Here is an 11,212-nt window from a genome sequence, read left to right as displayed (position 1 = left end):
CGCGGCCGTCGGCCAACCCGGGAGGCCCGAATGCCGCTCTATGAACTCGATGGTGTCGCACCCCAAACCCCGGCCGAGGGGCAATACTGGGTCGCACCGGATGCCCATCTCATCGGCAAGGTTGCCCTCTCGGAAGGGGTCGGAATCTGGTTCGGGGCGGTGCTGCGCGGCGACAACGAGCTTATCCGGATCGGTCGCGACACCAACATCCAGGAGCGGGCGGTTCTCCACACGGATATGGGCTTCCCGATCGAGATTGGCGTTGGCTGCACCATCGGCCATGGCGCGATCCTCCATGGCTGCATTCTCGGCGACCATGTGCTGATCGGGATGGGAGCGATCGTGCTCAACGGCGCGAAGATCGGCGCGGGCAGCTTGGTCGGTGCCGGCGCACTGGTGACGGAAGGCAAGGAATTTCCGCCAGGTTCTCTCATCGTCGGCTCGCCGGCGCGGGCCGTGCGCATGCTTGATGAGGCGGCGCAGGCGAAGCTCAAGGGCTCGGCGGCGGGCTATGTGAAGAACTGGCAGCGCCATGCCGCGGGCATGAAACGGATGGGCTGATCAGCCCGGGCTGAAAAAGAGGTGGGCCGGCTGCACCTTGCGATGCAACCGGCCCGTTCCACGAAGGCGATCACCTGGGGACGGAGGGGTGGGGACCTGACCGACCTTCGCGAAGGCGAATTCACGTCTCGTTCCGCGGGCCCTGAGCCGGCAGCAAGGGCCGCATTCAGCGCTGCGCGGCGACCGTGCGTGTATCGATCCCGCCGAGCGAAACCCAGCGCATGGGGTTTTCATCCGATTGGCGCTTGATGAACCGGTAGCCCGTTTCCTTCCACGCCACGATCTTTCCGACCTGATTGTCGAGCACGAAATCACCGCGATCGGTCTTGACGGTCAGCACCGCATGACCGTCGCCCTTGAGATCACGGACGACCGTGATCAGCAGCGCGTTGAGCGGGAAGCCGGCCTCCACGAGGCGGCGACGCTTCTCGAGCACGTAATCCTCGCAATCGCCCTTGCCATCGATCGGGTAGGACCAGACCTCCGGCGCCCCCCAATGCTCCTGATCGGTGATCGCGTGGATCTCCTTGTTCACATCGGCATTGATCTTCACGATCCGCCGCCAGCTCGTCTCGGTGAGCGTGATCGTGGCAGGCGCCATCGTTCGGCTCACGCATTCGCCGGCATTGTCCTGGCAGAATTGCACCCAGCCGATCGGCGGCGAGGTGGGCGCGCCCAGCGCCACATTGGCTTGCGCACGAGCCGGTTCTCCGGCGAGGCTGCCGGCACCCATGGCGAGCAGGACACTGACGATGATTGTTTTCATGGACCCCTCCATTCCGTCGAGGGGACGTTCCCATGCAGCTCTTTGAAATTGCGCGGATTTGAGAGTGAGAATCGAGGGGATCGCGGTAAGGCGTCGTCAAGCTTGACGAAGCCTCAATGCCGCCCGGAACAGGCTCCGCGCAAATCATTCATCATGCAAGTCCTTGATTTTGAGGAGGTCTGGTGCCGGCGGGGCGAGGATTGCCTCAAATCGCCGCTTTCCGCGTTAACCTTGCTTTACCCTGCCGTTTAGCGGGCTGGAAAGGCTGATGCCGAAAGGCCCGAATTCCGCCGCAAGGCTTTCAGCCGGAACCGCGCCGACTGGTCCGGTCTCGCCCATGAAAAAGCCGGGGGGGGGGGGAACCCATGACCTCGAAAAATCACGCTGCTGGCCTGTCGGCTCAGAGCCTTATCGCGGGCGAGAACATCTTCTCGGGGACCGGCGCGCGGAATTCCACCGCGACGCCACCATCGAACACACGGACGACACGTGCCGGCGTGGTTCCGAGCATCAGGTCATCGCCCTTCTGGAATTCGCCAGACACCGAGACACGGGCGCCGCTGAGTGAAACATCGATGACATGACCCGCGATCGTGGGCGCCAGACCATTGGACAGGTTGCGCACCATGATGCGGGGATCGCGCGGCACGATACGATCGTGGCGGCGATCTTCCGGAAGGCCGAGCTGATCGCGGTTGGCGAGCCAGATGAGCTGGGCGGCGAGCTTGTCGCGCTTGCGCAGGGTGGTGGCGAGTTCCACAACGAAGCCGTCCTGCGCAAGGCGCTCGACGGTGCCCTCGATGCGGCCGATCGTGTCGAAATATCCAACCACGCGCTCGCCGATCCGAACAACCGCATCGGAGCGGATTCCAAGCGCCTTGATGCTCGCATCGATGGCGGTTCCGCCATGTTCGCTGCGATCCTCCAGCATGAAGCGCCCGCCGATCTCGATCTTCACGCGCAGCGGTTCCCGCCTTTCGTTGCTCAAGCGAAAAAGCTGAAGCCGAGACCCGTGCGGGCTGTTTGCGGAAAGCGCATTGGAAAGCATGAGGGTGGACCTGCTGGAGGATGCAGGATAGTTTTGCCCGAAAGCCAAGAACGAAAGATTAACCCAAAGGGCAGCTTTGGACGCCACACGTTGCTTTCAGCCTATTCTGCCTTGCCGCCGCGCAGAATCGCAAGATGGCCATGGCGCGCCAGCACTTCGCCGCTGCGCGCGCCGGGGACGGGGCCGAGGACGGGGCCGATTGGCGCCCGCAGCTGCGATTGCCGGCCGAGCAGGCGCGTGCCGGTGATCGACAGCTCGATCGGGTGCTTGCGGGGCAATTGCGGCGGCTCGAAAAGCGCAATGATACCCATCATGCGCGCACCCAGCCTGCCACGATGCGTCAGCGGCAGGAGAATCATCTCGCCATGCCCTTCGAAGGCGCGGCGACGTTCCTGCGCGGGTGGAGCGTTCTCTGGCCGGCGCAGCAGGCGCTCGAACGGGGCAGGTGCCGGAGCCGGACGTGGCAGGCCGAGGCTTGCATCGCGCAGGCTGAACAGCACGGGTTCGCCTTCCTGCGTCGCCTGGTCGAGCATTTCGTTCGCGGTCGCGAGCGAGGAAGTTTCGAAAATGGAGAGGTAGCCACTGCCGGTCACATCGCGGCCCAGGGCATGGACCAGCCGCGAGCCCGCCAGCCGGAACGCGAAATTCTCCGTATCGCCATCGAGAATGAAGAGATCGCCGATTTCACTGGTGATCGTCTTCGGATCGATCTCCGATCGCGCGGGCGCAACCCGGCCCGCGGCAAGCGCAAGCCAGGTACGATAGAGTGCGCGGATGCTGTCATGTCGCATGGCGTCTGTCCCTGTCTGGTTCAAATCCGTGCCGGCCTGCGACGCTTGGCAGCGCTTCGGAGGGCCGACAGGGCAGGGACTGCGATTGGCGTGCCGCAAATTGGTTACCGGGCGACCACGGTTAACGCTTTGCAAAGGTAAGGTTAAGATTGAAGGCCGCTTGATCGGGACCGGGCCCTGTGCGACCGTGCGATCGCTCCGAAGGTTTCATCACCGCGCCCCGCTCCGGCGCGGTGTTTTCTTTTGCGCGACCCTTTCCGGTGCCGATCCCTCGCATGGCTGCCCGACCCCATTGCGCTGACACCGCATTTGCGGAAAACTTCCTTCAAAACGATGGTTCAGAACGGGCGTCGGCCTGCCGATCGCTTCAACCACAGGAGGAAAGCCATGAGTGTCGGACGACTTCTGGACGGCAAGGGCCATGCCGTCATCACCGCGCGGGCGGATCAGACGTTGCGCGAGGCGAGCCGTCTTCTGGCCGAGTATCGGATCGGTGCGGTGGTGATCGGCGGTGAGGGCGGCTCCGTGGCGGGCATCCTCTCCGAGCGGGATATCGTGCGCGCCCTGGCTCAGCATGGCGCGGAGGCGCTGAACCATCCCGTCAGCCAGCACATGACGCGCAAGGTCGTCACCTGCACGGTCGCCATGGCGCTGCAGGAAGTGATGGAGATCATGACCGCCGGCAAGTTCCGCCATTTGCCGGTGCTCAAGGATGGCCGTCTCGATGGCATGATCTCGATTGGCGATGTTGTGAAATATCGCCTCGCGCAGCTCGAGAACGAGAGCCGATCGCTGCGCGATTACATCGCCGCCAATTGAGGCGGGCGATGTTCCGGGCCCGGTGCGCGCGCCGGGGGTGCTCAGCGCGTTGCGCCGTTAAATCTCGGGCTGAGAAACCATGCGCAGAACAGGGCCTTCCGTGCCCTGTTCCACCACGCGGTAGAAACAGGAGCGCCGGTCGGTGTGGCAGGCCGGGCCCTGCTGCTCGACGCGGATGAGGATCGCGTCCTGATCGCAATCCACCCGCATCTCGACAACCCACTGCGTGTTCCCGCTCGTCTCGCCCTTGCGCCAGAGCGTGTTCCGGGAACGCGAGAAATACCAGGCATCGCCGGTGGAAACGGTGCGCGCCAGTGCCTCGGCATTCATATGCGCGAGCATCAGCACCTCGCCGGAGGCGTGATCCACCGTAATGACCGTCACGAGGCCGTCGACGTTGAATTTCGGCGTGAATTCGCTGCCTTCCTCAAGCTGCAGCTTGGTTCCGGGCGGCGCGAAAGGGGTCGAGGGGGTCCACATGAGGTTTTTCTTGCGGCCTTGGGTCTGAAGCGTCAAGCGCCGGGCTTCTTCCCCGGAACCTCGACGCAGAGCCATTTCGGCGCCTTTCCCCGGTAGGAATGCGATTCCGGCACGAGGCTGTTCTTCTGGTCGATGATGCCGATGGTGAGGCAAATGTTCTCTGCGCCATCATCCAGCGCGAAGAGGCCGGAGCCGCAATCCGGGCAGAAGCCGCGCTGCGTTTTCGGGGTGGTGCGCACGAGCTTCGGAGCGCCCTGGGTCCAGGTGAGGCCGGAAAGCGGGAAATCGACCCAGCCGACCACGGGCGCACCAGTCCATTTCTGGCACATCGTGCAGGAGCAGAAATGCGGCCAGATGGGCGCGCCGTCCGCGCGGAACCTGATGTTCCCGCAGAGGCACCCGCCCGTGAAGACCTTGCGCTTCGCCATGCGGGGCCTTAGCCCCGCTTGCCGCTGTTCAGCAGCGTGAAGAAACGCACCTGCTCGTTAGGGTCATCCCGGAAGACGCCCGTAAACTGGCAGGTCGTGGTGGAGGCGCCCGGCTTCTGGATGCCGCGCATGGTCATGCACATATGCTCGGCCTCGATCACGACCGCGATGCCGCGCGGATGCAGCGCTTCCTGGATCGACTGCGTGATCTCGGCGGTCATGGTCTCCTGCGTCTGCAGACGACGGGCGAAGGTCTCGACCACGCGGGCAAGCTTCGAGAGGCCCACCACGCCATCCGACGGATAATAAGCGATATGCGCATGCCCGTAGAACGGCACCATGTGGTGCTCGCAATGCGAGTGGAAAGGAATGTCCCGCACCAGCACGAGATCGTCATAGCCCTCGACCTCGCGGAAGATCTTCGCGAGCGCCTCGGAAGGGTCCATCCGGTAGCCTTCGAAGAGTTCCTCATAGGCTTTCACGACGCGTTTCGGCGTTTCGAGAAGGCCCTCGCGGCTGGGGTCATCCCCCGCCCAGGCGATCAGCGTGCGCACGGCGGCCTCCGCCTCGGCCCGGCTGGGCCGCATGACGGTGCGAGGTTCGGATTTGGGTCGCAAGGGCTTAACCACGGCGTCCATGGGGCCTTCTCCTTTTTCTGTTGCCTTCTTCCTACGCCAGGACCGGCGCGGCGGATGCCTCCTGCCGGTGGATTTATTTTTCGACGCTCTGTGACCCAGCCGATGGAAATGAATGTTGGAGCCGCCTATCTTTCGTCAGGTTTACGAGGCTCAGCGCGATGCTCGACGATGTCTATAACCGGCGTATCCTGGAACTGGCGGCTGACATTCCCCGTCAGGGTCGTCTCGCGCATCCCCATGCGAGCGCCACCGCGCATTCCAGGCTTTGCGGCTCGACCGTGACGGTCGACCTCGCGATGGAGGGCGATGTCGTCACGGATTTCGCGCAGGAGGTGCAGGCCTGCGCTTTGGGGCAGGCTTCCTCCTCCATCATGGCGCGGAACGTCGTGGGCTCCACCGCCGGCGAATTGCGCGAGATGCGCGATACCCTGCGGCGCATGCTCAAGGAAAATGGCGCGCCGCCCGCGGGCAAGTGGGAAGATTTGCGCGTGCTCGAGCCCGTGCGCGATTTCAAGGCGCGCCACGCCTCGACCATGCTTGCCTTCGATGCCGTTGTGGACGCGATCCAGCAGATCGAGGCGAAAAGGGCGTCCCAACGGGCGGCGGAGTGACGTGCGCCTCGCCCGCCACCTCTTTCTCGCGCCGGTCCATCTCTACCGCTACACGCTTTCCGCCTTCGTGGGCCGCACCTGCCGGCACATGCCCTCCTGTTCGGAATACATGATCGAGGCAGTGGAGCGTCATGGCATCTGGCCTGGCGGCTGGATGGGTTTCGCGCGGATCTGCCGCTGCAGGCCGGGGGGAACATCGGGCCTCGATTTCGTCTGCGAGGAGATTCCGCCGGCTGCGCGCTGGTATCGGCCTTGGCGCTATGGTCTGTGGCGGCGCACCAACGTGCCCTCCTGATGGGGCGGGAACTGTCATGCTCAGAAAGGCTTAAGGCTTCTCTGCCACCACACTCTCCATGATTTCGACGGATAATCCGGCCTGCGCGACACCCCAAAGGCGGCTCGTCCTGTTTACGCTGACGCTGGGCATTGCCACTGTCGTGGTCACTTTCCTCTGGAACAGCCTGCACAAGACGGACTGGATCGGCCAGCTTCTGGGCTGGAACGGCGTGCTGGCCGTGGGGATGGTCAACCTTCTCTTCGTCGCTCTGGTGGTGATCTACTCGACCGTGCGACGCGATCCGCTGATCGTCCGCTCGGTGGTCGCCTGTCTCATCCTGCCGGCCTATGCCGCGGCGGTGAACATTCTCACCTTCCATGCCGCAAGCCTTGAGATGCCGCTCTTCGATGCGACCTTCGCGCGCTGGGATGCGGCGCTCGGCCTCGATTGGCCGGCTTTCGCCCGCTGGAGCGCGGAGCAGCATGTGATCCGCACTTATGGCATCTTTATCTATGCCTATTGGTATTTTCTGGCGCCGCTGCTGCTGATTGTGCATGCGATGGTGCGGAAGGACCTTGCGCGGCTCGAGCGGATTGTCGGCTTCATCGTGGTTTCCGGCGTTTTCACGGTGGCGATCGGCTCGCTCATGCCCGCGGCATCCGTTTTCGCGCATCACGGCATCTCCGATGAATTCGCGCGCTACCTGAATTCCGCGGTCGATGCGAATTACGCCAAGGTCTATGCGGCGATGCGCAATTCCGAGCCGATCTCGCTGATGGATGTGGCGCATGGCACGGTGACCTTCCCGTCGCATCACACGCTGATCGGGGTGGCGGCGATCCTGTTCTCGATGCATTCCCTGCGCTTCGCCCTGCTGATGGTGCCCCCGAGTCTCGCCATGATCTTTCTTACGCCCACCATGGGCGGGCATTACTTCGTGGACCTGATCGCCGGTGCGGCCCTCGCGATCCTCTGTTTCATCGGCATCAACCGCCTCGCCCGGGCCGGCTGATCTGGCCGGGGCGGGGATTCCCCTTTCGGCCCGGATGCGTTAATCGAAGGGCCCGCGACAGGGTGGCGCCGCGATTCCACCCATCACCCAAAGGCCTACCCGCGATTGTTGGCGGGAGTGGGCAGGAGAAATGATGATGACGATCACCGTAACTTTTCCAGACGGCGCGCAGCGCCAGTTCCCCCTCGGCATCACCGGCAAGGAGATCGCAGGCGGGATTTCCCCCTCGCTCCTGAAGCGCACGGTCGCGATGGCGCTTGATGGCGCGGTGTGCGATCTCGCGGACCCGATCGCGAGCGATGCCCGGATCGAGTTCCTCACGCGCGAGGACCCGCGCAGCCTCGAACTCATCCGCCACGATTGCGCGCATGTGCTCGCCGAGGCGGTGCAGGAACTCTGGCCCGGCACGCAGGTGACCATCGGCCCGGTGATCGAGAACGGCTTCTACTATGATTTCGCGCGCGATACGCCCTTTACGCCCGAGGATTTCCCGGCCATCGAGAAGAAGATGCGCGAGATCATCGCGCGCGATGCCGCCTTCACCAGGGAATTCTGGAGTCGCGAGCAGGCGAAGGATTTCTTCCGCGCCAAGGGCGAGGCCTTCAAGGTGGAACTGGTGGATGCCATTCCGCCGGGCGAAGACCTGAAAATGTATGCCCAGGGCCAGTGGATCGACCTCTGCCGTGGTCCGCACATGACTTCCGTCGGCAAGGTCGGCACGGCCTTCAAGCTGATGAAGGTCGCCGGGGCCTATTGGCGGGGCGACAGCAACAATCCGATGCTCACCCGCATCTACGGCACCGCCTTCGCGAGGCAGGAGGAACTCGACGCCTATCTCCACCGGCTCGAGGAGGCGGAGAAACGCGACCATCGCCGCTTGGGCCGCGAAATGGATCTCTTCCATTTCCAGGATGAGGGGCCGGGCACGGTCTTCTGGCATTCCAAGGGCTGGACGATGTTCCAGCAGCTCATTTCCTACATGCGCCGCCGCCTCAGGCGCGATTACGAGGAGGTGAACGCCCCGCAGGTGCTCGACAAATCGCTCTGGGAGACCTCGGGCCATTGGGGCTGGTATCAGGAGAACATGTTCGCGGTGAAATCCGCCCATGCCTTCATGAACCCGAACGACCCGGAGGCCGACCAGAAGGTTTTCGCGCTGAAGCCGATGAACTGCCCCGGCCATGTGCAGCTCTTCAAGCACGGGCTGAAATCCTATCGCGACTTGCCGATCCGGCTAGCCGAATTCGGCCTGGTGCATCGCTATGAGCCCTCCGGCGCGCTCCACGGGCTGATGAGGGTGCGCGGCTTCACGCAGGATGATGCGCATATCTTCTGCACCGAGGAGCAGCTTGAGGCCGAGTGCCTGAAGATCAACGAGTTGATGCTCTCGGTCTATCGCCATTTCGGCTTCGACAGCCTCGTGGTGAAGCTCTCGACGCGGCCCGAAAAGCGCGTCGGCTCGGATGAGGCGTGGGATCGCGCCGAGGACATCATGACCCGCGTGCTCGCGAAGATCGAGCGCGAGAGCGGCGGGAAAATCCGCACCGGCATCAACCCCGGCGAGGGTGCCTTCTACGGCCCGAAATTCGAATACACCCTGCGCGATGCCATCGGGCGCGACTGGCAATGCGGCACCACGCAGGTGGATTTCAACCTGCCGGAGCGGTTCGGCGCCTTCTATATTGGCGCGGATGGCGAGAAGAAGCAGCCCGTGATGGTGCATCGCGCGATTTGCGGCTCGATGGAGCGCTTCCTCGGCATTCTCATCGAGAATTATGGCGGGCATTTCCCGCTCTGGCTCGCGCCGGAGCAGATCGTGGTCTGCCCGATCACCTCGGAAGCCGATTCCTACGCTGAAGCGGTGGTGGAGGCCTGTGTCGCGGCCGGTTTGCGCGCCCACGCGGACCTCCGCAACGAGAAGATCAGCTACAAGGTGCGCGAGCATTCGCTCGCCAAGGTGCCGGTGATCTTCGCGGTTGGAAAACGCGAGGCGGAGGAGAAGACCGTCACCATCCGCCGGCTCGGCAGCCAGGCGCAGGAGACGAAATCCCTCGCCGAGGCGCTCGCCGCACTGGAGGCTGAAGCGGTTCCGCCCGATCAGCGGCAGTGAGCCTTTAAAGATGCGATCAAAGGTGCTATAAAAAGCACTCTGGATCGCACCTGGAGGTGTCCATGCCCAATGCTGTTCTGGCACGTGTCGCGGCCAGCGTCACCGAACTGAAGCGTGACCCCATGGGAACGGTCGCCGCCGGAGAGGGCGCGGCTGTGGCCATCCTCAACCGCAACGCGCCGGCCTTTTATTGCGTTCCTGCAGAGGCTTACGAGGCCATGATCGAACGCCTCGAAGATGCCGAACTGAATGCCATCGCCGAGGCGCGCAAAGGCGAAGCCGTGATCAAGGTTTCGCTGGATGACCTATGAGTTGGCCTTCCTCGCCTCGGCGCTGAAGGAATGGAAGAAGCTCGACGAACAAACCCGCGCGCAATTCAAGTCTAAGCTGGCCGAACGGCTTCATAATCCGCATGTGCCCGCGTCACGCCTTTCCGGCAGCACCAACCGCTACAAAATCAAGCTGCGCGCGGCGGGCTGGCGGCTGGTCTACGAGGTGCGGGATGCTGAGGTGCTTGTCATCGTGATTGCCGTGGGCAAGCGCGACAAGGATGCGGTGTATCGCGCGGTGGAGGGGCGGTGAAGTGTTCCCGGAGGTTAACCGTCATTGCGAGAAGCGAAGCGACGAAGCAATCCAGACTTCTTTTCTACGCAAGACTGGATTGCCGAGTCGGCCTTTGGCCTCCTCGCAATGACGGAAGGAGTCGTGCGCGATGTGCGGGGCGTTAGGGTTATTTCTGGATTCGCCATCCAGTGCCGACATCACGCCCCTTGAAACAAGCAGGCTTCGGCATCTCTCAGACCGGTTTCAAAGTTCGGGCCGGTGTCAAAAAACGGCAAGCCGACCTCTCGGCATTCGTTCCGCCATAATCTGCTGAGGTCGCGACTGCGCTCGAGGTGCTGGCGCACAAAGTCGTCGTCTTGATCTTTCAGCCAATTGTTGGCTGATTCGGGGTAGTCCCTGACATTTTCCAGCTTTTTTTGGAGGTCCATGTCGGGATACCCGAGAAAACACGCTGTGATTTGACGGTTCTCTTTCTTGAAGTCTGCAAGCTTTTTTGGCTGGAGGTTCACACCTTCGACCAAGTAGTCGCGCCTATCGTAGAGTATTTGCTCCAGTACTCCCTTCACGATAGGCCAGAGCTTTTCCGCTGCAACGAGGTCACTCGTGTCGTCTTTGATTTCAAGACCGGGAGCCCCTTTTACGAGCCCCATCCTCAGCGCATCGAGAGAAAACCAGGGTATGCCGCGCTCTTTACGGATGTGCTCAGCGAGGGTGGATTTGCCGCTACGGCTACAGCCGCCAACAATGTAAAGCATAGTCGTACGCTAGCCGGGTCCGTCGGAGCTGTCGATGTTCGAACGTGTTGTCGGGACACGACCACTGAAATCGGTCAAAACGCTTTGTAAAAGCCCACCGCCTGCCGCCTAGCCTCAAAACGCTTTGAACGTAATCACCGTTTGCGTGTCCTGGATTCCGGGGATCACCTGCACCTTGTTGGCGACGAAATGGCCGATATCATTCGCATCATCGAGGTGGAACTTCGCGAGAATGTCGTAATTGCCGGCCGTGGAATAGATTTCGGAAGCGATTTCGGCATCGGCGAGGGCGGTCGCGACCTCGTAGGTCTTGCCGAGCCTGCATTTGATCTGCACAAAAAATGTCTGCATT

At 62.7% G+C, this 11,212-nt stretch carries 16 protein-coding genes; 8 read left to right on the top strand and 8 right to left on the bottom strand.

All coding sequences use genetic code 11. The features are described 5' to 3' along the window. Positions 1–30 precede the first annotated feature (30 nt). On the top strand, positions 31–561 hold the full coding sequence (locus ACKODO_RS11840; protein WP_408983640.1) for a gamma carbonic anhydrase family protein: 531 nt from the start codon (positions 31–33) through the stop codon (positions 559–561). 166 nt (positions 562–727) lie between these two features. Here ACKODO_RS11840 and ACKODO_RS11835 read toward each other — a convergent pair whose 3' ends face one another. The 3 genes from ACKODO_RS11835 to ACKODO_RS11825 form a co-directional block, all read right to left on the bottom strand. Beyond that, complete coding sequence (locus ACKODO_RS11835; protein ID WP_408983639.1) at positions 728–1,327, bottom strand: transglutaminase-like cysteine peptidase; 600 nt, start codon at positions 1,325–1,327, stop codon at positions 728–730. Positions 1,328–1,727: 400 nt separating this feature from the next. After that, positions 1,728–2,285 carry a PilZ domain-containing protein gene (locus ACKODO_RS11830; protein WP_408983638.1) on the bottom strand — a complete coding sequence of 186 codons (558 nt, stop codon included), beginning with the start codon at positions 2,283–2,285 and terminating at the stop codon, positions 1,728–1,730. Positions 2,286–2,476: 191 nt separating this feature from the next. Then, on the bottom strand, positions 2,477–3,166 hold the full coding sequence (locus ACKODO_RS11825; protein ID WP_408983637.1) for a PAS domain-containing protein: 690 nt from the start codon (positions 3,164–3,166) through the stop codon (positions 2,477–2,479). Between the two features lie 387 nt (positions 3,167–3,553). Between ACKODO_RS11825 and ACKODO_RS11820 the strand changes: the two genes are divergently transcribed. Beyond that, positions 3,554–3,985, top strand: a complete 432-nt coding sequence (locus ACKODO_RS11820; RefSeq protein WP_408983636.1) for a CBS domain-containing protein — start codon at positions 3,554–3,556, stop codon at positions 3,983–3,985. A 57-nt stretch (positions 3,986–4,042) separates the two neighbouring features. Here ACKODO_RS11820 and hisI read toward each other — a convergent pair whose 3' ends face one another. The 3 genes from hisI to folE are packed head-to-tail and all read right to left on the bottom strand — an operon-like array spanning position 4,043 to position 5,531. Next, a complete protein-coding gene (gene hisI / locus ACKODO_RS11815; RefSeq protein ID WP_408983635.1) occupies positions 4,043–4,465 on the bottom strand; it encodes a phosphoribosyl-AMP cyclohydrolase in 423 nt (140 codons plus the stop codon). 32 nt (positions 4,466–4,497) lie between these two features. Continuing rightward, positions 4,498–4,893 carry a GFA family protein gene (locus tag ACKODO_RS11810; protein ID WP_408983634.1) on the bottom strand — a complete coding sequence of 132 codons (396 nt, stop codon included), beginning with the start codon at positions 4,891–4,893 and terminating at the stop codon, positions 4,498–4,500. Between the two features lie 8 nt (positions 4,894–4,901). Next, positions 4,902–5,531 carry a GTP cyclohydrolase I FolE gene (gene folE / locus ACKODO_RS11805; RefSeq protein WP_408983633.1) on the bottom strand — a complete coding sequence of 210 codons (630 nt, stop codon included), beginning with the start codon at positions 5,529–5,531 and terminating at the stop codon, positions 4,902–4,904. Between the two features lie 158 nt (positions 5,532–5,689). On the opposite strand from folE, the gene ACKODO_RS11800 reads away from it, so the two are divergent. From ACKODO_RS11800 to ACKODO_RS11775, 6 genes are all read left to right on the top strand, one after another. After that, a complete protein-coding gene (locus ACKODO_RS11800) occupies positions 5,690–6,142 on the top strand; it encodes an iron-sulfur cluster assembly scaffold protein (protein ID WP_408983632.1) in 453 nt (150 codons plus the stop codon). A 1-nt stretch (position 6,143) separates the two neighbouring features. After that, positions 6,144–6,437, top strand: coding sequence for a membrane protein insertion efficiency factor YidD (yidD, locus tag ACKODO_RS11795; RefSeq protein WP_408983631.1), 294 nt, complete (start codon positions 6,144–6,146; stop codon positions 6,435–6,437). A gap of 58 nt (positions 6,438–6,495) precedes the next feature. Then, positions 6,496–7,431 (top strand): phosphatase PAP2 family protein, encoded by a 936-nt coding sequence (locus ACKODO_RS11790; RefSeq protein WP_408983630.1) that lies wholly within the window; start codon positions 6,496–6,498, stop codon positions 7,429–7,431. Positions 7,432–7,567: 136 nt separating this feature from the next. Further along, on the top strand, positions 7,568–9,541 hold the full coding sequence (thrS, locus tag ACKODO_RS11785; RefSeq protein WP_408983629.1) for a threonine--tRNA ligase: 1,974 nt from the start codon (positions 7,568–7,570) through the stop codon (positions 9,539–9,541). Positions 9,542–9,603: 62 nt separating this feature from the next. Further along, positions 9,604–9,852, top strand: a complete 249-nt coding sequence (locus ACKODO_RS11780) for a type II toxin-antitoxin system Phd/YefM family antitoxin (protein ID WP_408983628.1) — start codon at positions 9,604–9,606, stop codon at positions 9,850–9,852. Then, on the top strand, positions 9,842–10,123 hold the full coding sequence (locus ACKODO_RS11775) for a type II toxin-antitoxin system RelE family toxin (protein ID WP_408983627.1): 282 nt from the start codon (positions 9,842–9,844) through the stop codon (positions 10,121–10,123). Before ACKODO_RS11780 ends, ACKODO_RS11775 begins: the two co-directional genes overlap by 11 nt. Before the next feature lie 179 nt (positions 10,124–10,302). Here ACKODO_RS11775 and ACKODO_RS11770 read toward each other — a convergent pair whose 3' ends face one another. Further along, positions 10,303–10,860, bottom strand: a complete 558-nt coding sequence (locus tag ACKODO_RS11770; protein ID WP_408983626.1) for a hypothetical protein — start codon at positions 10,858–10,860, stop codon at positions 10,303–10,305. Positions 10,861–10,974: 114 nt separating this feature from the next. Continuing rightward, on the bottom strand, positions 10,975–11,211 hold the full coding sequence (locus ACKODO_RS11765) for an Lrp/AsnC family transcriptional regulator (RefSeq protein WP_408983625.1): 237 nt from the start codon (positions 11,209–11,211) through the stop codon (positions 10,975–10,977). Position 11,212: the final 1 nt, after the last annotated feature.

This window comes from Rhabdaerophilum sp. (assembly GCF_046092605.1).
Taxonomy (GTDB): domain Bacteria; phylum Pseudomonadota; class Alphaproteobacteria; order Rhizobiales; family Beijerinckiaceae; genus Rhabdaerophilum.
This window is presented reverse-complemented; position numbering and strand designations above follow the sequence as displayed.

Coding starts and splice junctions, on each gene's coding strand:
- ACKODO_RS11840 (WP_408983640.1), top strand. CDS start 31: ATGCCGCTCTATGAACTCGATGGTGTCGCACCCCAAACCCCGGCCGAG.
- ACKODO_RS11835 (WP_408983639.1), bottom strand. CDS start 1,327: ATGAAAACAATCATCGTCAGTGTCCTGCTCGCCATGGGTGCCGGCAGC.
- ACKODO_RS11825 (WP_408983637.1), bottom strand. CDS start 3,166: ATGCGACATGACAGCATCCGCGCACTCTATCGTACCTGGCTTGCGCTT.
- ACKODO_RS11820 (WP_408983636.1), top strand. CDS start 3,554: ATGAGTGTCGGACGACTTCTGGACGGCAAGGGCCATGCCGTCATCACC.
- hisI (WP_408983635.1), bottom strand. CDS start 4,465: ATGTGGACCCCCTCGACCCCTTTCGCGCCGCCCGGAACCAAGCTGCAG.
- ACKODO_RS11810 (WP_408983634.1), bottom strand. CDS start 4,893: ATGGCGAAGCGCAAGGTCTTCACGGGCGGGTGCCTCTGCGGGAACATC.
- folE (WP_408983633.1), bottom strand. CDS start 5,531: ATGGACGCCGTGGTTAAGCCCTTGCGACCCAAATCCGAACCTCGCACC.
- ACKODO_RS11800 (WP_408983632.1), top strand. CDS start 5,690: ATGCTCGACGATGTCTATAACCGGCGTATCCTGGAACTGGCGGCTGAC.
- ACKODO_RS11790 (WP_408983630.1), top strand. CDS start 6,496: ATGATTTCGACGGATAATCCGGCCTGCGCGACACCCCAAAGGCGGCTC.
- thrS (WP_408983629.1), top strand. CDS start 7,568: ATGACGATCACCGTAACTTTTCCAGACGGCGCGCAGCGCCAGTTCCCC.
- ACKODO_RS11780 (WP_408983628.1), top strand. CDS start 9,604: ATGCCCAATGCTGTTCTGGCACGTGTCGCGGCCAGCGTCACCGAACTG.
- ACKODO_RS11775 (WP_408983627.1), top strand. CDS start 9,842: ATGACCTATGAGTTGGCCTTCCTCGCCTCGGCGCTGAAGGAATGGAAG.
- ACKODO_RS11770 (WP_408983626.1), bottom strand. CDS start 10,860: ATGCTTTACATTGTTGGCGGCTGTAGCCGTAGCGGCAAATCCACCCTC.
- ACKODO_RS11765 (WP_408983625.1), bottom strand. CDS start 11,211: ATGCAGACATTTTTTGTGCAGATCAAATGCAGGCTCGGCAAGACCTAC.